Source organism: Nonomuraea sp. 3N208, assembly GCF_052245935.1.
In the GTDB taxonomy this organism is placed as follows: Bacteria; Actinomycetota; Actinomycetes; order Streptosporangiales; family Streptosporangiaceae; genus Nonomuraea.
Genome location: NZ_JBQQBR010000066.1, coordinates 13,873 through 39,449 on the forward strand (window position 1 = coordinate 13,873; position 25,577 = coordinate 39,449).

A 25,577-nucleotide genomic window follows, 5' to 3' on the forward strand; every position below is an offset into this window, starting at 1 on the left:
CGACGATGCGGCCATAGAAAGGGAAGTCCATGAGTGTATTGCGCGCGTGCTGGGCTGGGGCGGTGTTCGCCGGAGTCATCGCCGTCTCAATACCGGCTGCGGCGGATTCCTCCGCCTTGTCGATATCCAGGGAAAAGAAGCTGGCCCGCATCCTCCAGCTGACGAAGCCCGATAGCTCGAGCCTCGAGAAATTCGCGATCGCCTATGACTGCGCCATCCGGCCGTGTAAGGACCCGTACCAGTTCGACTGGACGACCGACTACTGCTCAAGCGCTCCGGACAAGCCGGGCGGCTTCAACTTCAGGGGTGCGTGCCACCGTCACGACTTCGGGTACCGCAACTACAAGAAGCTGAAGGCGTTCTCCAAGGAGAACAAGCTGCGCGTCGACAACACGTTCCTCTGGGATATGCGGCGCGTTTGCGAGAGACAGTGGGGTTTCTACGAATGGCAGAGAGACGCCTGCCGGCAGACCGCCCAGACCTACTACTCGGCGGTCAGGGCCACTGGCCATCTGTGAGCCCATGACGCAGCGGCGCCCCTCCTTACCGCTTCGGGGGCGAGGAACCGGCGAAGGCGGAGATCCACCAGATCCGGAGACTCGCGCAGCTTGCCCAGCACCCCGGAACCGACATGAGAACAGCCCTCAGCAAGCCCGCCTGTCCCGGTTTCTGGCCGTCGTCGACCGCTGGCACGCTACGTTTGCCCTAGTAGAGGCCGGGGTTGCGGTGGAGTGCGCTCCAACTCCTAGCGTGTTCCCATGCCAGCATCGCCACAGCCGAACGATGACGCGGAGACTTTGTCGATCACCGAGGTATCGCGCAGGACCGGCCTGTCCGCGGACACCCTGCGCTACTACGAGAAGGCCGGACTCATCCAACCCGTCCGCCGCAGCCGAGTCGGCGTGCGCCGGTACGCGACGGCCGACATGGAGTGGCTCGCCTTCCTGATGCGCCTGCGCGACACGGGCATGTCGATCGCCGACATGAAGCTGTTCGCCGAACTGCGCCGGGCCGGCGACGAGAGCATCGCCGCCAGGCTGGAACTGCTGAGCGACCATCGCAAGGTCGTCGATCAGCGCCTGCGGAGCTTGCGATCGAGTATGCGCGCACTGGACAAGAAGATCGCCCACTACCGAGCCCTCCTGGAGGAGAAGTGACCGTGGCAGCGGATCGGCACCACCAACACCTTCGATCCCTGGGCTGGCCTGGTGGGAGGGGAAGCACGCGTGCCAAGCGCCTGCTCTGCGGATCCGGCGGCGCGCGGGTGAACTTCGTACGGCGTCTCCTGGGCGTGATTCTGCTGGCGGCGACGGTCGGGTGTACGGGCGAGACAAGCCGGACGCCCCGTACGGGCGCCCCGTCGCCCGGTTCGTCGTCCGCTGGCGCCGCACCCGCGGCGATCCACACCGGCTTCTCAGCGCCGACCGGCCTGGCGTTCGCTCCGGATGGGACGCTGTACGTCTCCAACTGGTCGCGCGGGACGGTCGAACGCGTCACCCCGGACGGCGCGCGCTCGACGTTCGCGGAGGTGTCCTCGCCCGCCGGGCTGGCCTTGGACACCGAGGGCAACCTTTACGTCGCCAGCTACTCCGGCGACACCGTCTACCGGATCAGCCCAGCAGGGCGGCGGCAGGAGTTCGCGACGGGGTTTCACACCCCGGCGGGCATCAGCTTCGATTCGCGCGGCAACCTGCTGGTCTGCAACCGGGCCAGCGACGAGATCATGCGGGTCGCCCCCGACGGCACGGTCAGCAGAGTGACCGGTGGGCTCAGCACGCCTGTCGGCGTGGCCGAGGACGCCCAGGGCACGATCTTCGTGGCCAACTACGACGGCGGGATCCTGTCACGCATCGGCCGCGATGGCCGGGTGTCCACGCACTCCGACGACTTCGACGGGCTAGGCGTCGGCCTGGTCGTCGGTCCGGACGACCGCTTGTACGCCACGGACCGGGCGGCGGGCGCGATCAAGCGGGTGGAGCCGGATGGAAACGCCGTCGCGGTCATGTCGGGCCTCGGCTCGCCCGTCGCGCTCGGTGTGAACGCCGCTGGCACCGTCTACACGGCGACCTGGGACGACGGTGCCCTCTACCAGGTGCCCGCTTGACCGGCGGCTCGCTCAGGATCGTGGGGTTCCCGGCGGGAGCACCATCTTGCGGCCCGCGGTCGCGCCCCCGTCGACCGGCACGGACGTGCCGGTCATGTAGCCGAACTCGGGCGAGGCGAGCGCGAGGACGGCGCCGGCGATCTCCTCGGGTTCGGCGACACGCTCGAGGCCGTCGATGTTCAGCGGGCCGTATGCTTTCTTGAACTTCTCCCACTCCTCGTCCGACAGTCCGGGCACCCGGATGAACGGCGTGTCGGTGGTCCCCGGCAGGATCGCGTTGACGCGGATGCCGCGGGTGCCGTACGCGAGGGCGGCGGCCTTCACGATGCCCTGGACGGCGCGCTTGCTGGCGGTGTACGCCGCGCCGTTGGGCCGGGCCCGCTCGGCCGCGCCGGAGGAGGTGCAGATGATCACACCACCCTTGGAGAGCATGTGCGGAACCTCGTATTTGATGGAGAGGAACACGCCGCGGGCGTTGGTGTCGTTGACATCGTCCCACTGCTCGACGGTGAGCTCGTGCGGGTCGGCGGTCGCCGAGACGCCGGCGTTGTTGAACGCGATGTCCAGCCCTCCGAAGTGCCGGGCCACCTCGTCGACGAACGCCTTGACCTGCGCGGGCACGCGTACGTCCGCCTTGATGTATCTGGCCTGCCCGCCGGCCCGGCGGATCTGGCGCTCGACCTCGCGGCCCAGTTGCTCACGCCGCCCGCAGAACCCCACCTTCGCCCCCTGGGCGGCGAACGCCTTGGCGGTGGCCTCGCCGATCCCGGACGTGGCGCCCGTGATGAGCACGACCTTCCCTTGGAAGCTGCCCTCGTCCGCCCGCGCCGACTGCGCGGCGGCCGGGAAAGCTCCGATCAGCCCGGCTGCTCCGGCGCCGCCGAGCAGGCTTCGGCGGGTGACGCGTTCCTTCATGTGCTCCTCCTGATATTGATGGCTGCTGCCAGGATCGGCGCCGGGCACCCGGCGCCACATCTGTCATGTCGACCGGTCTGGCCGACGGGAACCGGATGATGCGCGGACGGGACGACGAAATCCGGGCGCTCGACCGGCTGCTCGACGCCGCCCGTGCGGGCCGCGGGGGCGCCCTGATGGTGTGCGGAGAGCCGGGGATGGGCAAGAGCGCGCTGCTCGGCGCGGCGGCAGAGCGGGCGGGCGGCCTGCGGGTGCTCACGGCCGCGGGCAGCGAGGCCGAGTCGGGGCTGGTGTTCGGCGGGTTGCACCAGCTGCTGGCGCCGCTGTGGGCCGACCCAGGGCTCCTGGCAGGGTTGCCGCCCGCGCAACTCGAGGCCCTGCACATCGCGATGGGCCTGCGGACCGCGCCGTGCACGGATTTCCTGCTGTACACCGCAGTGCTGAGGCTGCTCGACGACGCCGCGGCCCGGCAGCCGCTGCTCCTGGCGATCGACGACCTCCACCTGTGGGACGCCACCTCGACGGCCGCGCTGATGTTCGTCGCGCGCAGGGTGGCCGGGCGGCCGGTCGCCGTCCTGTTCGCCGTCGAGGGGGCGGACGGCGGGGACGTCTCCCTGCCCATGCTGTTGCTGCGAGGGCTGGTGCCGCAGGAGGCTCACGAGGTGCTCGACGGCCTGGGGGTGGCGCGGGACGTACCATACCGGCAGGCGCTGATCGCCGCCGCGGCGGGCAACCCGCTGGTCCTGACCGAGCTCGCGGCCGGCGCCGCGGACATGGCGGAGGACGGCACGCCCGCGCCCGGCGTTCCGGCGCGTTCGCGGCTGCGGTCGATGTTCGGGGAGCGGTTGCGCGGCCTGCCGGGCGCCACACGTTCGATCATGGTGCTCGCCGCCGCGGACTCCACCTCCCGCGCCGGCGTGATCGCGGGGGCCGCGGCGCGGCTCGGGCTGGACGTCGCGGCTCTCGAGCCGGCCGAACGGGCGGGACTGGTCGAACGGCGCGGCGACGACCTGATCATCCGCCATTCTCTGACCCGTTCGCTGGCGCGAGATGAGGCCGGCCCGGCCGCCCTACGTGCCGCACATCGCGCTCTGGCCGGCGAGCTGGGGGCGCGTGGCGAAGAGGACCGGGCGCTCTGGCACCATGCCATGGCCGCGGAAGGGGCCGACGAGACACTTGCCGACCGGCTGGAGGAACGCGCGAGTCTGGTCGCACAGCACGGCGGGCTGGCCGGGACCGCGAACGCGCTGCGCCTGGCTGCGGCTCTGTCCGGCACGCCGCGCGACCGCGGCCGGCGTCTCGCGGCGGCGGGATACGCGGCGTGGAAGTCCGGGCAGCCGACGCTGGCGCGTTCCCTGGCCGCCGAATGCGCCGTCACCAGCCTGGTCCCGGAGGCCGCGGCGATGCTGGAACGGCTGCGCGGACTCATCGCGCTCGGCGACGGCGACCAGCGTGCCGCCTACGACCACCTGACCAGGTCGGCACGCGCCCTGGCGAGGGAGCGGCCGGAGTTCGCGGTGGGCCTGCTGTTCATGGCCGCGATCGCGGCTCATCATGCCGATCTCAGCGACGGCTTCGCGTCGGTGGCGGGCGACATCGTAGGCATGAGCCCCGGCTTCGCCCGCTACGGCAGACTACTCGGTGGCATCACCGACCTGGCACCGGCCGCTGATCCGTGGCGGCTGCGGGCCGAAGCGCCTGCGGCTCTGCGCGCCGGTGACGTGCACCAGTGGCTGTGGCCACTGATAATCAGTAAGTTCTCCACGCCACGGCTGGCTTACGCATTCGGTCTGGAGGCCGAGTCGGAGTTCTCCGCCAACGGCATGCATGCCGTGCTCACCCTGCCCGCTCTCTGGCTGTCGGAGCTGGAGCACGAGCTTGGGCTCTGGCCGCAGGGCATCGCGCGGGCCGAGGAAGGGCTGCGGTCGGCCCGCGACACCGGACAGCGATCCAAGCAAGCGGACTTCCACGCCGTCCTGGCCATGTTCGCCGCGATGCGGGGCGACGCCGCCGAGTGCTGGCGACAGGCCAGGCATGCGCTGGAGCTCGCACTTCCCCTGCACAACCGGCTCGCCGCCGCCCGCTCGACCTGGGCGCTGAGCCTGCTCGACCTGTCCGCGGGCAGCTACGAGATTGCCGCCGAGCGGCTGGAGACGATCGGGGACCCCCATTCGCCGGTCGCCCACGCCCATGTCGGACGCCTGGCGGCCGCGGATCTCGTCGAGGCGCACGTCCGTGCCGGTGACTTCGAGCGGGCGCATCGGGCGTTCGGCGCGTTCGAACCGTGGGCCGAACGCGCCGCCGCCCCGCTGCCGGGCCATCTCCTGCGCCGTTGCCGAGCACTGCTGGCAGGCAAGGATGACGACAGGGGCAAGCTCTACGCCGAGGCGTGCGCCGACGCCGCCGCGGAGCACCCGTTCGAATACGCCCGCACGGCCCTGCTCTACGGCGAATGGCTCCGCAGGACCCGGCGTTCGGGCCGTGCCCGGCCGCTGCTGCGCATGGCGTACGAGACCTTCGAACGGCTTGGCGCCAGCCCCTGGACATGTGCCGCGCAGACCCAGCTCCGGCCGACCGGAGGCGGCCCGGCCACCACGCTCGCCAACGGCGCGCTGACCCCGCAGGAGCTCCGCATCGCCAGATTCGCCGCAACTGGGATGAGCAACCGGGAGATTGGTACCCGCCTCTTTCTCAGCCCCAGAACGGTCGGTTACCACCTTCACAAGATCTTTCCGAAACTCGGCATCGCCAACCGCGCGCAGCTCCGCGACCTCGACCTGCCCGAGCCCTAACTAATCCCATCCAATATTGTCTGCAAAAAGCTTCTACTGTGATCTAGAACGGAATCGTTGCTCACACACGCAGGACGGTGACCTGGCGGCCGGACGGAGTGGTCGCCTGCTCGAAGCCGCCGCGTTCCTTCCATGGTGGGGCTTCGGGGCGGCGGTCGAAGATGACCAGGACGCCGGTGGGCAGGGTGAGGCGGTCGAGGTAGCGGTCGAGCTGGGCCAGACCCTCGGGCTTGGGGTCGTCTGCGCCGGGTCGCCACACCTTCAGTTCCATGGCCTCGCGTTGCATCAGCCGTCCACCGTCGGGGCCGCTGTACGGCCAGCGAACGAGTACGTCGAGGCGTTTGGTGCCGGCGGCGTATTCACGGTCGAGGTAGCCGCCGCCGTTGACCAGGCGGTGCAGGAAGGCCATGAGGATGATCTGGCAGGCGGCCTCGTGGTATCCCTCTTGCTGAATGAGGACTTCGCCGTGTTCGCGCCAGAACACCACGAACTCCTCCAGCAGGCGGGGCAGGTCGAACCGGCCGTCGGGGAGCACGAAGCTGTGCGGGTCGGCGTGGATGTTCTGTTCCGTCAGGTCGCCCAGCACGCGCAGGATGACCTCCCGGTAGATCGGGTTGGCCACCTGCGGCGGAGGTTTCTGTGTGATCAGGCCCAGATCGCGGGCGTAGGACAGGTCGTCGGAGTTGCTCCGGTCGGTGTAGGGGCCGCCGGCCACGATCGGTTCCATCACCCGCTTGACCCGGGGCTCGTGCAGCCGGGCCGCCAGGGAGTCCAGGTGAGTGGCGCGGGCCCGGATCAGCCGCTCTTTTGCGTCCTCCACCTGCCCGGCGGTGATGGTGCCGGTCACCTTCATCTTGAAGGTGATCTCGTGGGCGAGGGCGTTGACCAGCCAGGGCTGTCCCTGGGTCAGCTCGAAGACCCGGTCCACGGCGTCTTTGGTGAACTCCTGGCCGGTCGCCTGGGTGTGCTGGTCGTAGAGCTCGGCGATCTGGTCGGCGGTGAAGTCGCTCAGGCGCAGCGAGTCAGCAAGGATGTTGAACGGGCTGGCCGGGCTGAACCGCGCGGGGTCGCCGCCCGAGGCGACCTTGTAGTCGCGCAGGTCGCGCAACCCGCACAGCACCACTGAGGCAGGAAACGGATGTCCCTTGTGCCGCGCGTTGTGGCCGTCGCGGAGCTGGCTGAGGATGCTGACCAGGCTGGCGCCCTGCAGGGCATCGATCTCGTCGAGGAACAGCACGACCCGGCGCGGGCAGCGGTCGCACCACTCACGCAGCGCCGCGCCGAACCGGCTGCCCGGAGTGGCCTGCGGCCAGGGATCCGGCGGCAGCAGCTCGTCCGGCCATCCCGACCACTGCGCGGCGTCGCAGAGGGAATCGAGCAGCAGCGACTCCGCTGCGGCGTAGTCGTCGCCGGCCGCCTTGGCACGCTCGCAGGAGAACGACAGGGCGGCGATGTCACCCTCGGCGGTCAGCTCGGAGGCCAGGGTGTCCAGGATGGTCGTCTTGCCGGTCTGCCGGGGCGCGTGCAGCACGAAGTAGCGGTCCATCTCGATCAGTGCCCGAGCCTCGGGTAGCCGTGGTGTGGGGGGCAGCATGTAATGGAGCTGCGGATCGCAGGGACCGGTGGTATTGAAATACTTCGCTCGGAGTGGTGGCACGGTCACATTCTGGCACCACTCTGATCTGAGTGCCTGGAACAAGGGAACCAAGGCGGCTTCTCGTAGCCGAGCCAGGTGACGGGCGCGGTCTGCGTGTGGGCGATCCCCGAGGACGAGGTCAGCATGGCGCTCTCATGGCCCGGCAGACCGGCCACGCGCAGAGGCGGGACGGCCTGCCGGGCCGGAAGATGTCAGGTGACGGGTTCGACCCAGACGTTGCGGAAGCGGGGATTCTCGCCAGGGTCGCCGTGGTCCTGGAGGCGGATCCCGCCCCAGGCCGCGCTCTCCGGGTTGTTGTCGCCTGTGCCGCCGTCGATGGCCACGTCGTTGTGCACCACGACGCCGTTCCAGACGACCGTCACCCGCGCGTTGTCGACCTTCACTCCCGCGCTGGTGTAGCGGGCCGCGCGGAAGGTGATCTCGTAGGTCTGCCAGGTTCCCGGGGCGGTGGCCATGTTGCGGTCGGGCGCGCGCTTGGAGTAGATCGCGCCCGCCTCGTTGGCAGCCGGTGTGGTGTCACCGTACGACTCGAGGACCTGCACCTCGTAGCGTTCCTGGAGGAAGACGCCGCTGTTGCCGCGTTGCTGGCCGGTCACGTCCGGTGGGTAGTCCGGCTCGTACCACTCGACGTGGAGCTTGAAGTCGCCGAACGTCTGCCGGGTACGGATGTCGCCGCCGTAGGACTCCATAGAGCCGTTCGCGATCGGCCAGGTCGCCGGTCCGCCGGCCCGCTTCTCCCACGCCGCCAGGTTGGACCCGTCGAACAGCATGATCCGCTGTGCCATCGACACGGTGAGGTGGTCGAGGCTGAGCTGTCCTGTGTCGCCTGAGTCGTAGCTATAGGCGATTCTGTTCGATCCTCGCTTCAGGTTGAGCGCCTCGGTCTGGACTGCCCAGGCGTCCCAGCCGCCGGTGGCGGCCAGCCGCACCTGCCTGACCTTGTCACCGTTGACGTACACGCTCACCGACGTGCCGGCGTTGGCCGCGTAGCGGAGCCCGACGTTGTGCATGCCGGGTGAGTCCGTCCGTACGGTGAACGACGTGCTCGCGCCCGTGGCGGTGTAGCCGTCGACGAAGCCCTTGCCGGTGTAGCCCTGATGGTTCGTGCTCACCTTCGCGCCACCGCGCAGCAAGGCGTTCTCCGCCTCGAGCACCGGTCGCGTGGCCACGGTGATGGAGTCCAGGTTGACGTTGCCCATGTCGCCGCTGTCGTACTTGTAGGCGATGGTGTTGGCGCCTGCCTTCAACGTGAGCGGTTCTACCTGGGTGGCCCACAGGTCCCACGTTTCCGTGGTGGGCAACGCTACCTGTTTGACCTTGGTCCCGTTGACGTACACGCTCAGCGACTTGGTGCCGGGTGCGGGGTGCGGGCCGTTGGAGTAGCGCAGGCCCACGTGGTACGTGCCGGCCTCGGCTGCCCGTACGGCGAACTGCGTGGCCGCGCCCGCCGTCCAGTAGCCGTCGACGAAGCCGCTTCCCGAGTAACTGAGATGGTCGGTGCCCAGCTTCGCGCCGCCGCTGTGTGACGCGCTCTCCGCCTCGTACGTCGTGTCCGTCGTCGGGCCGCCGACCAGCGAGTTGAGCGTGTACCAGGCCTCGGTGCTCCACAGCGGCTGCCCTGAGGCCGAGCTGAACGGGCGCGGCGAGCGCAGGTGCACCACGCGCCCAGGCTTGAGACCCGCGATCTTGAGCGTGACCTTCTTCCCGCCGGAGGTCAGCTTCGCGGAGGTGACGGTCAGCGGCTCCTCGTCCACCTTGGGGCCACCGTACGTGGAGGCGGCGGCGTACCGCCATTGGGTGATCTGGTACTTGGACGCCAGCGACGTGGCGGTCTCCGCCGACAGCGGCTGGGTGTACTCCAGCTCGAAGCCGCCCTCGATCGCGCGCATCCTCAGGATGTCGAACGCCTTGTCGTCGCCCGGGGTCAGTTTCTGCAGGCCGTAGGTGAGCTTGCCCGGCTGGCCCCAGTTTCCGCCGGCGCCGAGACCTCCGGCGTAGATGGCGCCGTCGGGCCCCAGGCTGATCCGGTTGACCCCTGCCTCGAGTCCTTGGGTGAAGCGGAAGACCGCGCCTTGGTACTCGCCGTTGACCTTCTCGAGGTAGGCCCGCTGGATCCCGCCGTAGGTGACGTCGCCGAACAGCATCTGTCCCGCGAACCTGCCCTGCCCCATGACCAGCGGGGTGCTGGGGGAGTTGGCGATCTCGTTGTGCGGCAGCCACAGCGCGGGCGGGCTCACCAGGTTGTTGTCGAACGGGCCGTCAGGGTTGGTGTAGTGGTTGAAGAACCGGTCCTTCTTGATGTGCACCAGTTTCGAGGCGGGCAGCCAGCCGCCCTGATTGTCCGTCACGAACAGGTCACCCTCCGGACCCCAGGTGAGGCCGTTGGGCGTGCGCAGACCGCCGGCGATGTATGCGACCCTGCCGGTGGCCTTGTTGACCTTGATGGTCGTGCCCCGGTCCCGCGCCGGCTGCGGGTCGGTGGTGGCGCCACCGTAGTTGATGGCGACGGAGAGGTTGAGGTAGAAGTGGCCGCCACGGTAGAGCAGCCCGAACGCGAACTCGTGGAAGTTGCCGCCGAACGGCCAGCTCGCCACGGTCCTGAGGTTGTCGGCGACCTCGTCGCCGTTGGTGTCGTTCAGCTCCACCAGCCGGGACTTCTCCGACACGTAGAGTTTGCCGTCCACGTACTTGATGCCCATGGGCTCCTGCAGCCCGCCGGCGATCTTCTTGGCGGTCACCTGCGCGGCTGAGGTCTTGCCTGTGACATTGTCGAGCAGGTAGACCTCGCCGAGCTTGGTTTCCGAGCCGCCCCACGTGGCGATCGCCAACCGGTCGTCGGGCAGCCAGTCCATCGCGGTCACCTGCGGCTGGAAACCGTTCGGCCGCAGGTCGGTGAGCGCGAAGTCAGGGTGTACCGACTCCATCGGCAGCCCGTCGCCAGGCGAGTCGGCGCCGCTCTCGCACTCCTTCCGCCCGGGGGCGGTGACCCGCACCACTTCCGCGTCCGTGCTCAGCACCGAGTTCGGTACGAGGGTGAACTCCGCGGATCCAGGTGGTCTCCACTCCAGCTTGAGCTGCTGGCCGTACAGGTGCTCGAAGTGGTCGACGCGCAGCGGGTGGTAGCCAGTGGTCAAGGTGATCATGCCGTCCACAGCGATCGGGCCGTGCCGCCCGTCGTTGATGATCACGACGGTGTCGTCGATGCGCAGCCGGGAGCCGTCGTCGCTGGTGAGCCGGAACTCGTACGAGCCTGCGGCGGCGATGGAGATGTTGCCGATGACCTCGGTGACGAACTTGTCGGTCAGGCCGAAGTCAGCGTCGGAGGTCCAGTCGATCGTGGGCATCAGCTTGTCCACGTTGGGTGTTTGACCGGGCTTGAGCGTGCAGAGCTTGGACAGCTCGACCTGGACGTCGTAGGTGCGCAGGGTGATGCCCGGCTCCTGCGGCGGCACCGCCGCGTGCGCTAGAGCGGGTACGACGAGGCATGAGAGCGCGGTGATCAGTAAGACGGATAACAGGGATAGTTTCCGCATGAGCTGTCCCATCTCGGCGGGGGTGCCGCGTTCGGCGGGGGTGTGGGGGTACGGCATCGCCGGGATAGCTGCGATCCATCGGCGAATGCCGGGTCTCATTCGCTGGAACATGAATGGGTTAACGCTGCTCTGCGCCGTAATATAAGGCTAAATATCCGATCTGCCCATATCTTTCTCCAGAAATCGAAGAAAGCTATGAGTCGTCGGGCAGAAGGGTGCGGCACCGCTTGGCAACGGGCGCAGGCGACCGCAGGAACCTGTACCGCTTCAGAAGTCGTCGCGGGGCGCTTGACCTGTAGGTCGACCTGATGCGGCGGTACGGGCAAGATCGGTCCTTGTGTCTCTCCGTCTCCTGTATCTGATCGCGCTCCGGGCGTTCGGATCCTGACCGCCCTTCTTCGAGGACGGCGTGGCGATGTACTTCCAGATGTGCGAGCGCGACGCATCCGACGAGGACGGCCCTTCTCTTACCCCTCATGGGCAATGCCCGGAGCCGCTCTCCTCCGCCGGCATCCTGTACGCGGCCTTCGCCGCCGGCAGCACCGTGATGAGCTTTGCCCACCTGTCCGTGGCCATCGTCTTCCCGCTCCCGCGATCATGAGAAGAGGCGCCGTCAGCTGGGCATGACCCGGCATCGATCAGGTCACCGAGCGAACCACCCGGCGCGGGCCCGGCGAACGCCCGCGGCGAGGACCGCCCAGCTCGCCACCGTCGTGGCGGCCATGAGCAGGGCCAGGGCGCCCAACGTCTGGCCGTCGGGGTGAATCAGCGCTTGGCCGCGCAGCGCCTGCCAAGTCACCAGGACGATCAGGCCCGCGTACGCCGCGGCCGCCACGATCATCAGGCCCGCCCGGGTCCGCTCGTCGCGCAGCGGGGTGACTCGGCTCGCCAGGAACCCGAGCACCAGCGCCACGACCAGCATGACCTGCAGCCCGTGCAGGCCGACGAAGTGCGGGATGCGCAGGTCGCCGCCGACCGTGCTCCAGCCGGTGAGTGGCAGCCCGGGACCGCCGTCCGGGACGCCCACGTTGTGCTGGGCGGCCAGGGGGATCGCGTGCCCGGCCGCGTCCTTGGCCGTCCACACCTCGCTGGACCTCATCGGTATCAGGAGCCCGAGGCCGATCCCGGCGATGACGAAGGTCAGGCCCGCGCGAATCGCCCAGGTGAGCACGCGGTCGCCGACCCTTTGGAAGATCAGAAGCCCGGCGAGGACGAAGTTCGCCAGCATGAGCAGCTGCACGCCCACGCCGAAGATCAACTGGATGACGTTGTTGAACGGGTCGTCCGCCTGGTTGAAATGGCTGAACGTACCGCGCGCCGCCTGGACCACGACGACGCCGACGTCGAGCATGCCGGTGACGGCCAGCAGCGTCGCCATCCACCAGGTCCAGCGGCTCGCCCTGTGCGGCAGCGTCAACAACCAGGCCAGCGTCAGGCCGTACACGATGAACGACACGGCGAACTTGAGGGGTTTCCCCCAGACCGGCGCGCCGAGCAGGACACGGTCGTCGACCACCATGCCCACGGCCGAGACGACCAGCAGCAGTGCCATCGAGGCGACCATCAGCAGGAGCGGGCGGTGCAGGCGGCGGACCGCCGTACGGGCTGGTTCGAGGACTGCGGGCATCGGCACGCCTTTCGAAGCGGAAGCCGCGATGACGGAACAGCCCCGACGTTAGGAATCGGCGCGGTTCCGTCCCAGCCTGGCGGCCCCCGAACCAGAGGACGGCCAGCCCTCCCACGGGTGGTAGGGCCAGCCGTACCAGGGTGTTTGACCTGCTTGGCGGTGGTCCGTGGTGGGCCTTGCCGCAGCCAGGAGGTTCCCCGGCGACCGTTCCCGTTCGCTCATCCCAGGCCAGGCCAGGGGCAGGTCGTTGCGGGCCTGTTCCGGGTCGGTGGCCCAGATCCACAGCCGTTGGGCGGGTGGCACCTGGTGGTAGCCGCCGAACAGTCCGACTTCGGTCATGTTGCGCAGGTCCACGCACACCCGCTGGACTGCGCCAATCGGCCGTACGATCTGATGTCCCGTGGTGATCCCGGACGGGCGGGTTCATCTGATGGCTCGTGGGTACGCGTATGGCTGGGCCGCCTGACCGAGTGCGTAGCTCTAGCACCGTATATACCCAGTCGCGCCGCCCGTCAGGCGTCGGGGCACGCCCAGTGCCTCGAGTTGGGGGATTCATGAATATTCCGCGAGGGCAGGTCCTGGTGCTGTACGGCATCGCCGGGGACCTCGCCAAAAAGATGATCATTCCAGCGCTGTATCGGCTCACCGCCCGCGGCGTACTCGACGTTCCGGTCATCGGCGTGGATCGCGGGCCACAGGAGGCGGCCGCGCTGCGCGAGCACGTGCGCGACAGCGTCGCCGCCGCCTGCGACCGGGTCGATGAGGAGGTGCTCGGCGCGTTCCTCAACAGGCTCGTTCCGTTGACCGGCGACGTGACAGAACCCGGCCTGTATTCGCAGATCGCGAGCCACATCCCCGACAACGCGTTCGCGGTCCACTACCTGGCCGTGCCCCCCGCGCTGTTCGGGCCGATGGCCGAACAGCTGGCCGCCGCGGGGCTGAACGCCTGCGGGCGGCTGGCGGTGGAGAAACCGTTCGGCCACGACCTTGCCTCCGCCCGGCAGCTCAACACCGCGCTGCACCGGCACTTCCCGGAGGAGCGGCTGCTGCGGGTTGATCATTTCCTTGGCAAGGAGATGGTGCAGAACCTGGTGGCGTTCCGCTTCGCCAACAGCCTGCTGGAGCCGATCTGGAACCGCGATCATGTCGCCTCCGTGCAGATCACGATGGCCGAGGCGTTCGACGTCATCGACCGGGGTGCGTTCTACGACGCGGTGGGCGCCGTCCGCGACGTCCTGCAGAACCATCTGCTGCAGGTCCTGGCGTACCTGACCATGGACCCTCCGTCCGACCACAGTCCAGAAAACGAACGCGGCGAAAAGCGACGGCTGATGTGTGCGATCCGCGCAATCGATGCGGAGGAGGACCTGGTGCGCGGCCAGTACGCCGGCTATCTCGACACCCAAGGCGTCGCCGCCACGTCGACCACCGAGACCTACGCAGCGGTGCGGCTGTGGATCGACAACTGGCGCTGGACCGACGTGCCGTTCCTGATCAGAACAGGCAAGGCCCTCGCGGCCACGACCACCGAGATCGCGGTACAGCTCCGCCGCCCACCGCGCATGCTGTTCGCCTCCGGCAACGCCGAACGTTTGCGACCCAACGCCGTGCGTTTCTGCCTGGAACCCAATCCCGGAGTGACGTTCGAACTGCTCGCCAAGGCGCCCGGAAAGGTCGACGCGGTTCGCGAGGTGCCGGTGTCGGTCAGCTTCGGCGGCGAGCTGGGTCAGGCGGAGAGCGCGTACGAACGCATCTTCACCGATGCGCTCTCCGGCGACCCGCGCCACTTCGCCCGCCAGGACACCGTGGAAGAGCAATGGCGCATCGTCGATCCCATCCTCGACGCCAAATCCACGCCGGAGCGTTACGAACGGGGCACCTGGGGGCCCTCCGGCGCCGACCGGCTCACCGAAGAGGGCCGCTGGATCCCCACCGTCGCCCGCGTCTCCGCTTGATCGTTTCGGCATTCCGCACGCCAGGCCCGGCAGCACCGGCCGGTCCCCGGCAGGCGTAGGGGCACAGGTGCTCTCCTGCCAGGATGCTCATTCCAGGGCCTCCTTGGGCAGGCCGGTTTCGAGGGACTCGATGACCCAGTCAGCCTTGGCCTCGGCGAGCTGGGCGGAATTGAACTTGTGGCTGGCCACCCCGACGCAGGCGACCCCGGCCGCGTGCGCGCCCGCCACGTCGTGAGGGGTGTCGCCGATGACTAGGCAGCAGTCCGGGTCCAGGTCCTCGCCGTAGACCAGGGAGGCCCGGCGCAGCGCGATGCGGGTTACCTCGGCGCGGTCGTTGGAGTCTGAGCCGTAGCCGCCGAAGGAGAAGAACCGGTTCAGGTTGGCGCGGTGCAGCTTGATGTGCGCGGCGCTCTCCAGGTTGCCGGTGATCAGGCCGACCAGGTAGCCCTTGTCGACCAGCCCCGTCAGCAGGTCCTCGACGCCGGGCAGCACGTGGTAGCCTTCGGACTCCTCCACGGTTCGGCGCAGGTAGTGCAGGCGGCGTTCCAGGAGCCTGGCGAACTCGTGCCGTTCGGGCTTGCGGCCCAATACCGCTTCGAAGGTCTTACGGCCCACGTCGGGGTCGGTCATGCCGGTGTCGGTGAACTTGCCGATGTCGGCGGGGATGCCGTACAGCTTGTCGAAGGCCAGGCGCCACGACTGGGCACCCGCCCCGCCGGTGGTGATCAGGGTGCCGTCGATGTCGAACAGCAGGGCCAGGCGCCGGTGATCGGAGGCACTCATCTGGCCGGCCGTTCCGCGTGCGCGCCGAAGCCCTTGCGCATGGCCGACAGGACCTGGTTGGCGAAGTGGTCCAAATCCCTGGAGCCGAACCGGGAGAACAACGCGGTGGCCAGGGTGGGCGCGGGCACCCCCTCCTCCACTGCGGTGACCGCGGTCCAGCGGCCCTCGCCGGAGTCCGAGACCCGGCCGGAGAACTCCTCCAGGGTCGGGGACCGCAGCAGGGCAGCGGCGGTGAGGTCCAGCAGCCAGGATCCGATCACGCTGCCGCGGCGCCACACCTCCGCTACTTCGGCGAGATCGATGTTGTAACGGTAGTACTCGGGCTGCTCAAGTGGGGCGGTCTCGGCGTCGGCCTGGCGGCTCGCGGTGCCGGCGTTGGCGTTCTTCAGGATGTTCAGGCCCTCGGCGTAGGCGGCCATAACCCCGTACTCGATCCCGTTATGCACCATGGCGAGCTGGTTTGCTTGATCGGCCATAAGTAGTTAACGCTCCTCTGACTGTGGCCGTCGAGAAGTGGCCGTGCGCAGGGCGTCGCGTCGTACCGACCGCGTGGTATCGAAAATGGCCGAGCCGACGACGGCGATGGTTACCCAGGCGTCGACCGCCATAGCGATGGCCTGTTCGTGGATGCCCCCGTCCACCTAGACGTCTGTACCGGTAAGCTCCGGCTGGCCAGCAGCCCCGCGGCCCGGCGCACCTTGTCCAGCGTCGAGGGATTCGGTTCCTGGTCGCCGAAGCTCCGATCGACGGTCATCATCAGAACCAGGGCGACCTCGGTGAGGATCTCTTCGACGCTTCCGGTGAAGTAGCCGGGTTCAGGAACACCCCGGCGCCGGAGCCCAACGCTCGTATGTTCTCGATCGGCTGGTGCCGCTGGCCGGATGCCTCGGCGTACACCGTCACTGGCCTCATACCCACTTTAGCCGCATGTACCAGGGGCGCCATTGCCGCCACCGTCCCCGGGCTGAACCTGAGGTTGGGCACGAAGGCGAGGCTGTCCCGTGCCCGCTTGATGAGCCGGTCCCGGTCCCCACCCGGACTTGGCCACCCCGATCAGCGGCACATCCAGCCGTTGCCTGGCCACCAGCGCGGCCAGTGCCGGGAAGATCTGCTTGTACGCCAGATCTCCGGTCGCCCCGAAAAATACCAGAGCATCCGGAGGGCCATGCGCATGGCTTCTGGTCATGATCGCTCCTCCTGATCCTTTCCGGTGGCGTCTTTCGTCTGCTGTCCTGACCAGCCGTCCATCCCGGCCTTCCGCGGCCCTTCCACCACGGCGAACGCCCGCGAGCGCCCCAGCCCGGCGCTCTCCGGTCTGCGATTAAATGGACTGCCGGTAGCCGAAGAACTCGTGGTCGGGGTTGTAGCCGCCGTAGCCGCTGCCGACCTCGGCAAAGAGGACCGGCCTCCGATGCCCCGGCCCGAAAAGCCGATCACCTGGGACGGCCCGCTGGCCGACCCGGCCCAGACGCTGCGCGAGCTGCGCCGACGCGCCGGCCGGCCGTCCTACCACGACCTGGAAGAGCGCACCAGGCACTCCCGCTCGGTGCTGGCCGACGCGGCCGCCGGCCACCGCTGCCCCACCTGGGAGGTCACCCACGACTTCGTGGTGACCTGTGGCGAGAACCCGGACGACTGGCGGCCGCGTTGGGAACTCGCGCGCGCCGCCCCGAGGAGCACACGCCGAGAGCCTACCCGTGGCGGCGAGGCGGGACATGACCATCAGGCGCGCGTTGTCTCTACCACACGGGGTAGAGCCGGGATATTGGGCTGGCGCGAAGCCGTAACTTCTCAGGGAGATGAATCATGCCTATTGCGACTCCAGAGGCCTACGCTGAGATGCTCGACCGGGCCAAGGCCGGCGGATTCGCCTACCCGGCGATCAACGTGACGTCATCGCAGACGCTGAACGCCGCTCTGCGCGGCTTCGCCGAGGCCGAGAGCGACGGCATCGTTCAGGTCTCCACGGGTGGCGCCGACTTCCTTTCCGGCACCACGGTGAAGAACATGGTCACGGGCGCGACCGCGCTGGCCGAGTACGCCCGGGTGGTGGCCGCGAAATACCCGGTCACGGTGGCGCTGCACACCGACCACTGCCCCAAGGACAAGCTCGACGGCTACATGCGGCCGCTGATCGACATCTCGCTGGAACGGGTCGCCAAGGGCCTCGACCCGCTGTTCCAGTCGCACATGTGGGACGGCTCGGCCGTGCTGCTCGACGAGAACCTGGAGATCGCCAAAGAACTCCTCGACAAGTGCGCGCGGGCCAGGATCATCATGGAGATGGAGATCGGCGTCGTCGGCGGCGAGGAGGACGGCGTCGTCGGCGACATCAACGAGAAGCTCTACACCACGGCCGAGGACGCGCTGGCCACCGCCGACGCCGTGGGCATCGGCGACCGGGGCCGCTACATGCTGGCCGCCACGTTCGGCAACGTGCACGGCGTCTACAAGCCGGGCCACGTCAAGCTGCGGCCGAGCGTGCTGAAGGAGATCCAGGACGCGGTCGGCGCCAAGTACGGCAAGGAGAAGCCGTTTGACCTGGTCTTCCACGGCGGCTCCGGCTCGCTGCTGGAGGAGATCCACGAGGCCATCTCCTACGGCGTCGTCAAGATGAACGTCGACACCGACACCCAATACGCCTTCACCAGGCCGATCGCGGACCACATGTTCCGCAACTACGACGGCGTGCTCAAGGTGGACGGCGACGTGGGCAACAAGAAGATGTACGACCCGCGGGCGTACGGCAAGGCCGCGGAGGCGGGGATGGCCGCGCGCGTCGTGGAGGCGTGCGAGAGCCTCAAGAGCGCAGGGACGAAGATCTCCGCCTGACCGGAATGACCGCTGCTCGAGGGACGGATCTCCGGCGGCGGTCCGTTCCCTGGCGTAAGTATGGATAACCTTCTCGCCGGACTACGCAAGAGTCCCTGTCGCGCTTGCGCCAGGGGTTTCGTTTTGCGCTCGGAAGACTGAACCATGCCGGCTGCCGTTCTCGTTGGCGCCCAGTGGGGCGATGAGGGCAAGGGCAAGGCCACCGACCTGCTCGGTGGCGACGTCGACTACGTCGTCCGCTATCAGGGTGGCAACAACGGGGGAGGAGATCCACGCTGATACGCAGGGTCAGTCGTTTCCTGTCTTTGGTTTAGCGCGGTCTACCTTGATCTCGGTGAGGAGGCGGATGCGGCATGAAAGGCCCTGCCGGTGCGCCGCCGGACAATCTTGTCGCCTTTAGTGGCTGAGTCCGGCGGGCGAGAGGTGGCCTTTAGTCGTGTTCGTGCACTTGTAGAGGTCGGAGCGGGTCGCTCGGCATGCCGCTGTCGAGCCATGCGCGAGTCGCCTTGCGGGGCCGGCAGCGCACACGCATATCCGGCATGTAGGACGTATACCGTTGTTGCGCCCGCCTGTACGGCGGTCGAGATCGGGGTGTTGTTGGCACCGCCCCCTTGATGAGGTGCTGCCGTTCGACTCGCACTGGGAAACACGCCGGGCGCCGCGACGCTGGCCAGCACGGCCTCGACCACGGGTCCGCGGGACAGCGCCACCTCGTTGCCGGTCTTGACCTCGGTGGCCACCAGGGACAAACGGTAGGAGGCCTCCTTGATGGCCGTGATGGTGCGCTTGATGTATTTGATCTTCTGCCGGGTGGTCGGCTGGCTGTCCCTTTTGGCTCGTAGCGACGCCGTCACCGAATCCGCGTCGGGCGCCGTTCGGTGACGAAGCCGAGGAGAGGTGGCGTAGTCGGGAGGCGCCGCGGACGCGGCCCGGCCGTGTGGTCGTCGCCGACCGCGTAGCAGTGATCGGCGGTGACCTCGACACCGATGGTGAAGTATGACCTGATGCTGCGTGTTGGTTGATGTTTCGAGTCCTAGACTGGGCGATATAACCGACGCGTTAGGCGAGGATTTCATGGAAATGCACCGCATCGGGCAAATAGTGCATACTATGGGGATTTCGACTGTTCGGTATGGACTTGTGATAAACCTTCTGGAGATCGGGCGAATAAAATTTGAAGACTACGAGGTAGAAAATATTCGTCCCCTCGTAACCTCAAGCCCCCCGCTTGCGTGGCTTATCGCCAGATTGGGGGAGAAGAAGGTCGCTAGGTTGCTCGGCGTCACTGAAATCGTTGTGGGCTCGTTGATCGGAGCGAAACCGATTGCGCCGAGAGCGTCAGCCCTCGGCAGCCTCGCCGCCGTCGGCATGTTCGCCACCACCCTCAGCTTCCTGGCTACGACGCCCGAGGCGTGGCAAGAGACACGCGGGGAACCGAAGCTGTCCCTCGCCGGGCAGTTCCTGGTGAAGGACGTCGTGCTCCTCGGAGCCTCCTTGCTGACGGCCGCGGACGCCCTGCGAGCCGCCGAGCGCCGGTAGCTCAGGGCCTGACCGGGTACCGGTCCACCGCGCTCGGCCCTGGCCCGGGCGGTGGCCACGACACACGGCCGCGTCCCGTCCCGCCCGCGACAGCGGGCAGTGTTCCGGCTCACATCCTGGGTGCTCAGTGCGGGTACACGGTCATGGTGTGTGCCGACGTGGCACAGAACGGTGATGATCTGCCGAGCGCCGGCGCAATGAGGATGACCCTCAGCCACTCGCTGTCAGCGCTGGTGGACGCCGACATCGTGGTGGTTCCCGGATACGACGAGCCCGAGGTTCCGCTGCCGCCGGCGTACCTCGACGCGATCCGGGCAGCGCCGAGCGCGGGGCCCGCGTCGTCGGCATCGCGGAAGCCCGGTCCTTACCAAAGAAGAACGACCGCGCAAGCGGCCGTCCATGGGAATAGTACCGGCCCGTAGAGTGTCTGTATCTGCACGTCCAGGCGCGTTTCACCTGGTTCTCCAGCTTCGCGCCGAAAGGCCGGGAAGGGAGAGCTGTGCCCCGGCAGACCCAGTACCACAAGAACCCGGAAGCCGTTTCGCGGCTCGATCCGGAGCAGTACCGCGTGACCCAGCAGGACGGCACCGAGCGTCCGTTCGCCAACGCCTACTGGGACAACCACGAGCCCGGCATCTACGTCGACGTCGTGTCCGGCGAGCCGCTGTTCGCGTCGGTCGACAAGTACGACAGCCACTCCGGCTGGCCGAGCTTCACGAAGCCGATCGCCAAGACGAACGTCCTCGAGCGCGAGGACTTCAGCCACGGGATGATCCGGGCGGAGGTCCGCTCGCTGCACGGGGACAGCCACCTCGGCCACGTCTTCGACGACGGTCCCCTCGACAAGGGTGGACTGCGCTACTGCATCAACTCCGCGTCGTTGCGGTTCATCCACCTCGACGACCTGGAGCAGGAGGGGTACGGCGAGTACCGCACCCTGTTCACGAGTGACACCGACGACAAGTAAGGAGACGACGTGACCACCGAAAAGGCGATCCTCGCCGGCGGCTGCTTCTGGGGCATGGAGGAATTGTTCCGCCACCAGCCTGGCGTCGTGTCCACGCGCGTCGGCTACAGCGGCGGCGACGTCCCGAACGCCACCTACCGCAACCACGGCACCCACGCGGAGTCCATCGAGGTCGTCTACGACCCCGAGAAGACCGACTTCCGCGCGCTGCTCGAGTTCTTCTTCCAGGTGCACGACCCCTCGACGAAGAATCGCCAGGGCAACGACATCGGCACCAGCTACCGCTCGGCGATCTTCTACACCAGCGACGAGCAGAAGCGGGTCGCCGAGGACACGATCGCCGACGTCGACGCCTCGGGCCTGTGGCCCGGCAAGGTCGTCACCGAGGTCATCTCGGCGGGCGACTTCTGGGAGGCCGAGCCCGAGCACCAGGACTACCTGCAGAAGTACCCCCACGGCTACACCTGCCACTTCCCCCGCCCCGGGTGGAAGCTCCCGAAGCGGGCGACGGCCTGATATCTCCGGCGCGCGAACCCCGGGTCCGCGCGCCGGCGCGTATCCGGGAAAACGTGAGCGAGGAGAGCCCCATGCGTGACTACCCCGAGGCGATCGCCGGGATCGGCCACGTCGAGCCCGTCCCGCGGCGGGTCCGCGCCGTGGCCGGCGGGGCGACGGTGCTCGACACGACCCGCGCGAAGTACGTGTGGGAATGGCCGTACTACCCGCAGTTCTACATCCCGGCCGAGGACGTGACGCCGGGCGTGCTCGTCGACGAGGACCACCCGGCGCGGCTCAAGCGCGGCACTGCGCGCCGCCAGTCCCTCAAGGCCGGGGACGAGGTGCGGCCCGCCGCCGCCCGCCTCTACGGCGAGGACGCCGTCGCGCGACTCGCCGGTCACGTCCGGTTCGAGTGGGACGCCCTCGACGCGTGGTTCGAGGAGGACGAGCGGATCTTCGTCCACCCGCGCAACCCGTACACGCGCGTCGACGCCCTGCGCTCGACCCGGCACGTGCGCGTCGCGCTCGAAGGCCACACACTCGCCGAGTCGTCGTCGCCGGTGCTGCTGTTCGAAACCGGCCTGCCGACGCGCTACTACTTCAACCGCACCGACGTCGACTTCACGCGGCTGGTGCCCACGAGCACGGTCACCGCATGCCCGTACAAGGGCCGCACGAGCGGCTACTGGTCGGTGCGCGTGAACGACATCCTGCACCAGGACCTGGCCTGGACCTACGACTTCCCGACCGCGGCGCTCGACCCGATCAAGGGCCTGGTCTGCTTCTACAACGAGAAGGTCGACCTCTTCGTCGACGGCGCCGAGATCCCGCGGCCGGACACGCACTTCTCCTGACACGTCAGTCCACTTCGGACTGCAGTTGCGCCGCCGCCTGGCGCGCCGTCACGGCGGCTGGGACGTCTGGATCAGATGCGTGCTGGTCAGCGTGCGCTTGCTCGCGCGCAGGCCGGGGATGTCCAGGATGATGGGCTCAGCGCCTGTGTTGATCAGAATTGTTTCGGCGGTGACCGTGAGACTGTCGCCGCCCGCTGTGACGCCGGCGGTGTGCGGGTCGGTGAATGCGGCGTGGCCGGTGACGACCGTCGATGTATCGCGCTGTTCAAGGAGTTGAAATCGCCGGTGCGGAACGTTGAGGTGAGTGCTTGAACCTCTCCGACCGCGTGCTCGTAATGCTCTTGCGGAGAGTCGCTCGCCCGGCGTTTGCTCGAGTGATGGACGAGCGCCTTCGTCGGCGCGCGGCCGACGTTGGGGCAGGTGCCGTCGTACATGCGGTTCGACTGCTAGACGAGCATGATGCGCTTGCCGAGACTGCCTATTTTCGCGGCCACGTTCATGTGCCGCTTGAGGAACGTGTGTTTCTTCGCGTCGGGCGGTCGGAGCGCTCCATTTTTCATGCCTTTACTGCGATTTTCCGGCCCGTGCGTAACATCGTCGTCTTCTCCGGGTAGGCAGCGCTGATGAGCACCACGCCCATCGCTGACCTCGCGTTGGTGTCCGATCGCCATTCCGCGGGCCTGATCAGCCGGGACGGGTCGGCCGAGTGGCTGTGCTTCCCCCGGTTCGACGGGCCGTCCGTCTTCGCCCGTCTGCTGGACGACGAGGCCGGGCACTGGGCGATCCGCCCGGCCGTCCCTTATGAGACGACGCGCCGCTACCTACCGCAGACGATGGTGCTGGAGACCACCTTCCGCACCGGGAGCGGCGCGGTCGTTCTCACCGACGCCCTGCTCACCGGCCCGGACGACGGCGGCCACCGGCTTGGCGTCGGTGTGCCGCACCTGCTCGCCCGACGGGTGTCCGGCGTCGGCGGCGAGGTGCCGATGGAGATGGAGTACCGGCCCCGGCCGGAGTACGGCCTGATCTACCCGATCCTGTCCGTCGTCGACGGCGGCGTGACCGCCCGTGGCGGTGCCGAGTGGCTCGTGCTGACCACGCCGGTCCCCCTCGGCATCGGCGACTGCAGCGGATACGGCGTGTTCACGGTGCGAGAGGGCGAGACACGGCACTTCGGGATGCACCGCTCGACGCTGCAGGAGACTCCCTCGCGGGTGTGGGACCAGGCGGAACTGGCGGCCCGGCTGGACGACACGATCGTCGCCTGGCAGTCGTGGTCCAGCCTCCATCAGGCCTACGACGGCCCGTGGCGCGACCTGGTGCACCACAGCGGGCGGGTGCTGCAGGCGCTGTCCTTCCAGCCCAGCGGCGCGATCGTCGCGGCCGCCACGACGTCGCTGCCCGAATGGGCGGGCGGCGAGCGCAACTGGGACTACCGGTACACGTGGGTACGGGACGCGTCACTGACCATGGGCGCCCTGTGGGTCGCGGCCTGCCCCGACGAGGCGAGCGACTTCTTCGCCTTCCTCACCACCGCCGCCCCGTCGCTGGGCAAGGACCGCGCGCTGCAGATCATGTTCGGCGTCCGCGGCGAGCACGACCTGAGCGAGCGCACTCTGCCGCACCTGCGCGGCTGGCGCGGCAGCCGACCGGTACGTGTTGGAAACGACGCGTGGAACCAGCGGCAGATCGACGTGTACGGTGAGCTGCTCGATGCGGCCGTGCGCCTTGAACGGCAGATCGGCGACATCGACGACGACGTCCGGCGCTTCCTCGTCGTCTGCGCCGACACCGCGGCCGAGCGCTGGATGGAAAAGGACCAGGGCATCTGGGAGATACGCGGGGAGCCGCGGCACTTCCTGTACTCCAAGCTCATGTGCTGGGTGGCGCTGGACCGCGGCATCGCCCTCGCCGGCTTCCTACGGGCGCAGGAGCGTGTCGAGTCCTGGCGGCGGACCCGCGCCGAGATCCGCGACACTCTGCTGCACGAGGGCTGGAACGACCGGGTGGGGGCGTTCACGCAGGCCTTCGGCTCGAACGAGCTGGACGCCAGCGCCCTCATGGTGCCGATCGTCGGCTTCCTTCCCGCGGGTGACCCGCGGGTGCTTTCCACGATCGACGCCGTCGCGGACCGGCTCACTGACGACCGGGGCCTGGTCTACCGCTACCGCACCGCGGACGGCATCGACGGCCTCGCCGGCGAGGAGGGCACCTTCCTGCTGTGCTCGTTCTGGCTGGCGCAGGCGCTCGCCATGTCCGGGCAGGTCGGCCGAGCCAGGGTGTGGGGCTCAACAATAGGATTCGATATCTGACCTGCCGGTTCTCGGGTGGTGTCAGCTGGCCATCTGATCAGCCGGCGATCCGGTACTCGTTGATGAGGCCGCCGAGGATGGCTCTGCGGTGGACTCGTTGGTCGGCCAAGTCGATGGGAGTGGGCGGTCCTGCTTCGGCTTGCGATGGGGACAACTGTCCGATGCCGCGGTGAGGTCGGACCGTGTTGTAGTGCTCCAGATAGCGGATGAGCGTTCGACGTAGATGGTGCTCGTTGAGGATGAGCATGCTGTCCAGGAGTTCGCGGCGTAGGGTGCCGATGATCCTTTCGCAGTGCGCGTTCGTCTTCGGGGCCTGCGGTGGACTCTTGAGGACGCGCAGGCCGGCGTCGCCGAAGACCGCGTCGAAGGCATCGGTGAACTGGCCGCCACGGTCGCGGATCAGAAACTTCAGCTTCGTCATGTCGGTGTCGGTGTTCATCAGGAAGTTGCGGGCGGCCTGGGCGGTCCACGGGCCGGTGGGGTTGGCGGTGACGCCGAGCAGGTGGGCACGACGGCTGCCGTGTTCGAGCATGATCAGGGCGTACAGGCGTGTGAGGTTGACCGTGTCCACATGGAGGAAGTCAACAGCGACGATGTGCTCGGCCTGGGCGCTCAGGAACTGTTTCCACGTTGGCCCGCTGCGACGCGGAGCGGGGTCGATCCCGGCCCGGCTCAAGATGTTCCACACGGTAGAAGCCGAGATCTTGTGGCCGAGGCGGGTCAGTTCACCGTGGATACGCCGGTGACCCCACCGGGGATTCTCCGCGGCCATGCGCAGGATGAGGGCCTTGACCGCGGCCGCGGTGGAGGGCCGGCCGGGACGGCGACGTTTGCTGTAGTCCCACTTCTTGGCCACGAGTGTGCGGTGCCAGGCCAGCAACGTGGCCGGTCTGATCGGGAAGATCTCCGCCCATCGGTAGCGAGGTATCAGGTGCGAGAGCGCCGCCAACCACAGGCGATCGGCCGGCTCGTCACGCACCCGCGGGACCTGACGGCGCAGGACCGTGTTCTGATGCCGAAGCACCAGCAGTTCCGCCTCCTTGGAGACGCTCCTCCGTAGCAGCAGCGCCGGCAAAGACAACAGACGTCGGGTGACGGCGTACACTGTGGACAAGATCACGAAACATGATCCCAGGTGGCCCGGAGCAGCCATCCGGCACCCCTGGGTCCTTCCTCCCACCGGACGAAGGGCTCTGCGCTGGGAGTGAT

The 25,577-nt window shown here is 68.2% G+C and carries 24 protein-coding genes and 1 pseudogene; 14 read left to right on the plus strand and 11 right to left on the minus strand.

Translation table 11 applies throughout. The features are described 5' to 3' along the window. Positions 1 to 29: 29 nt before the first annotated feature. The 3 genes from ACTWPT_RS54810 (at position 30) to ACTWPT_RS54820 (ending at position 2,104) form a co-directional block, all read left to right on the plus strand. Complete coding sequence (locus ACTWPT_RS54810) at positions 30 to 518, plus strand: phospholipase (protein WP_443185512.1); 489 nt, start codon at positions 30 to 32, stop codon at positions 516 to 518. Between the two features lie 240 nt (positions 519 to 758). Further along, entirely contained in the window at positions 759 to 1,157 is a 399-nt protein-coding gene (locus tag ACTWPT_RS54815; protein ID WP_443185513.1) for a MerR family transcriptional regulator, read from the plus strand. 107 nt (positions 1,158 to 1,264) lie between these two features. Further along, entirely contained in the window at positions 1,265 to 2,104 is an 840-nt protein-coding gene (locus tag ACTWPT_RS54820) for a Vgb family protein (RefSeq protein WP_443185514.1), read from the plus strand. A 12-nt stretch (positions 2,105 to 2,116) separates the two neighbouring features. Here ACTWPT_RS54820 and ACTWPT_RS54825 read toward each other — a convergent pair whose 3' ends face one another. After that, complete coding sequence (locus ACTWPT_RS54825) at positions 2,117 to 3,019, minus strand: SDR family NAD(P)-dependent oxidoreductase (RefSeq protein WP_443185515.1); 903 nt, start codon at positions 3,017 to 3,019, stop codon at positions 2,117 to 2,119. A gap of 65 nt (positions 3,020 to 3,084) precedes the next feature. Here ACTWPT_RS54825 and ACTWPT_RS54830 point away from each other — a divergent pair, with 65 nt between their 5' ends. Beyond that, positions 3,085 to 5,811, plus strand: coding sequence for an AAA family ATPase (locus ACTWPT_RS54830; protein WP_443185516.1), 2,727 nt, complete (start codon positions 3,085 to 3,087; stop codon positions 5,809 to 5,811). A gap of 61 nt (positions 5,812 to 5,872) precedes the next feature. On the opposite strand, the gene ACTWPT_RS54835 is transcribed toward ACTWPT_RS54830, so the two are convergent. Both ACTWPT_RS54835 and ACTWPT_RS54840 read right to left on the minus strand, forming a co-directional pair. Further along, the gene (locus tag ACTWPT_RS54835) at positions 5,873 to 7,405 is read right to left on the minus strand and encodes an AAA family ATPase (protein WP_443185517.1); all 1,533 of its coding nucleotides are present in this window, start codon (positions 7,403 to 7,405) and stop codon (positions 5,873 to 5,875) included. Positions 7,406 to 7,659: 254 nt separating this feature from the next. Next, positions 7,660 to 11,100, minus strand: coding sequence for a family 16 glycoside hydrolase (locus ACTWPT_RS54840; RefSeq protein WP_443185518.1), 3,441 nt, complete (start codon positions 11,098 to 11,100; stop codon positions 7,660 to 7,662). A gap of 316 nt (positions 11,101 to 11,416) precedes the next feature. On the opposite strand from ACTWPT_RS54840, the gene ACTWPT_RS54845 reads away from it, so the two are divergent. Further along, entirely contained in the window at positions 11,417 to 11,602 is a 186-nt protein-coding gene (locus ACTWPT_RS54845; RefSeq protein WP_443185519.1) for a hypothetical protein, read from the plus strand. A gap of 42 nt (positions 11,603 to 11,644) precedes the next feature. Here ACTWPT_RS54845 and ACTWPT_RS54850 read toward each other — a convergent pair whose 3' ends face one another. Together ACTWPT_RS54850 and ACTWPT_RS54855 are read right to left on the minus strand one after the other, a co-directional pair. After that, entirely contained in the window at positions 11,645 to 12,628 is a 984-nt protein-coding gene (locus tag ACTWPT_RS54850) for a hypothetical protein (RefSeq protein ID WP_443185520.1), read from the minus strand. 48 nt (positions 12,629 to 12,676) lie between these two features. Beyond that, the gene (locus ACTWPT_RS54855) at positions 12,677 to 12,967 is read right to left on the minus strand and encodes a hypothetical protein (protein ID WP_443185521.1); all 291 of its coding nucleotides are present in this window, start codon (positions 12,965 to 12,967) and stop codon (positions 12,677 to 12,679) included. A 215-nt stretch (positions 12,968 to 13,182) separates the two neighbouring features. Between ACTWPT_RS54855 and zwf the strand changes: the two genes are divergently transcribed. Beyond that, positions 13,183 to 14,583: a glucose-6-phosphate dehydrogenase gene (gene zwf, locus ACTWPT_RS54860; RefSeq protein ID WP_443185522.1), complete on the plus strand. Its 1,401-nt coding sequence runs from the start codon at positions 13,183 to 13,185 to the stop codon at positions 14,581 to 14,583. 87 nt (positions 14,584 to 14,670) lie between these two features. Here zwf and ACTWPT_RS54865 read toward each other — a convergent pair whose 3' ends face one another. From ACTWPT_RS54865 to ACTWPT_RS54885, 5 genes are all read right to left on the minus strand, one after another. Continuing rightward, positions 14,671 to 15,366, minus strand: coding sequence for an HAD family hydrolase (locus ACTWPT_RS54865; protein WP_443185523.1), 696 nt, complete (start codon positions 15,364 to 15,366; stop codon positions 14,671 to 14,673). Beyond that, complete coding sequence (locus tag ACTWPT_RS54870) at positions 15,363 to 15,842, minus strand: hypothetical protein (protein ID WP_443185524.1); 480 nt, start codon at positions 15,840 to 15,842, stop codon at positions 15,363 to 15,365. Before ACTWPT_RS54870 ends, ACTWPT_RS54865 begins: the two co-directional genes overlap by 4 nt. Positions 15,843 to 15,952: 110 nt before the next feature. Next, complete coding sequence (locus ACTWPT_RS54875) at positions 15,953 to 16,249, minus strand: hypothetical protein (protein ID WP_443185540.1); 297 nt, start codon at positions 16,247 to 16,249, stop codon at positions 15,953 to 15,955. Positions 16,250 to 16,285: 36 nt separating this feature from the next. Continuing rightward, positions 16,286 to 16,552, minus strand: coding sequence for a hypothetical protein (locus ACTWPT_RS54880; protein ID WP_443185525.1), 267 nt, complete (start codon positions 16,550 to 16,552; stop codon positions 16,286 to 16,288). A gap of 135 nt (positions 16,553 to 16,687) precedes the next feature. Next, the gene (locus ACTWPT_RS54885) at positions 16,688 to 16,966 is read right to left on the minus strand and encodes a hypothetical protein (RefSeq protein WP_443185526.1); all 279 of its coding nucleotides are present in this window, start codon (positions 16,964 to 16,966) and stop codon (positions 16,688 to 16,690) included. Between the two features lie 206 nt (positions 16,967 to 17,172). On the opposite strand from ACTWPT_RS54885, the gene fbaA reads away from it, so the two are divergent. The 8 genes and pseudogenes from fbaA to ACTWPT_RS54925 all read left to right on the plus strand — a co-directional run bounded on the left by fbaA (position 17,173) and on the right by ACTWPT_RS54925 (position 24,368). Beyond that, complete coding sequence (gene fbaA, locus ACTWPT_RS54890) at positions 17,173 to 18,198, plus strand: class II fructose-bisphosphate aldolase (RefSeq protein WP_443185527.1); 1,026 nt, start codon at positions 17,173 to 17,175, stop codon at positions 18,196 to 18,198. Positions 18,199 to 18,342: 144 nt separating this feature from the next. After that, a pseudogene (locus ACTWPT_RS54895) lies at positions 18,343 to 18,462 on the plus strand (adenylosuccinate synthetase); the annotation flags it as partial. 846 nt (positions 18,463 to 19,308) lie between these two features. Beyond that, positions 19,309 to 19,737: a YkgB family protein gene (locus tag ACTWPT_RS54900; RefSeq protein WP_443185528.1), complete on the plus strand. Its 429-nt coding sequence runs from the start codon at positions 19,309 to 19,311 to the stop codon at positions 19,735 to 19,737. A 499-nt stretch (positions 19,738 to 20,236) separates the two neighbouring features. Continuing rightward, positions 20,237 to 20,704 (plus strand): peptide-methionine (R)-S-oxide reductase MsrB, encoded by a 468-nt coding sequence (msrB, locus tag ACTWPT_RS54905; RefSeq protein WP_443185529.1) that lies wholly within the window; start codon positions 20,237 to 20,239, stop codon positions 20,702 to 20,704. Between the two features lie 9 nt (positions 20,705 to 20,713). Beyond that, complete coding sequence (msrA, locus tag ACTWPT_RS54910) at positions 20,714 to 21,220, plus strand: peptide-methionine (S)-S-oxide reductase MsrA (RefSeq protein WP_443185530.1); 507 nt, start codon at positions 20,714 to 20,716, stop codon at positions 21,218 to 21,220. Positions 21,221 to 21,291: 71 nt separating this feature from the next. Continuing rightward, positions 21,292 to 22,056, plus strand: a complete 765-nt coding sequence (locus ACTWPT_RS54915; RefSeq protein WP_443185531.1) for a DUF427 domain-containing protein — start codon at positions 21,292 to 21,294, stop codon at positions 22,054 to 22,056. Between the two features lie 377 nt (positions 22,057 to 22,433). Further along, positions 22,434 to 22,670 (plus strand): hypothetical protein, encoded by a 237-nt coding sequence (locus tag ACTWPT_RS54920; RefSeq protein WP_443185532.1) that lies wholly within the window; start codon positions 22,434 to 22,436, stop codon positions 22,668 to 22,670. 9 nt (positions 22,671 to 22,679) lie between these two features. Next, positions 22,680 to 24,368, plus strand: coding sequence for a glycoside hydrolase family 15 protein (locus ACTWPT_RS54925; protein ID WP_443185533.1), 1,689 nt, complete (start codon positions 22,680 to 22,682; stop codon positions 24,366 to 24,368). Between the two features lie 37 nt (positions 24,369 to 24,405). Here ACTWPT_RS54925 and ACTWPT_RS54930 read toward each other — a convergent pair whose 3' ends face one another. Next, positions 24,406 to 25,488, minus strand: a complete 1,083-nt coding sequence (locus ACTWPT_RS54930) for a transposase (protein WP_443185534.1) — start codon at positions 25,486 to 25,488, stop codon at positions 24,406 to 24,408. Positions 25,489 to 25,577: the final 89 nt, after the last annotated feature.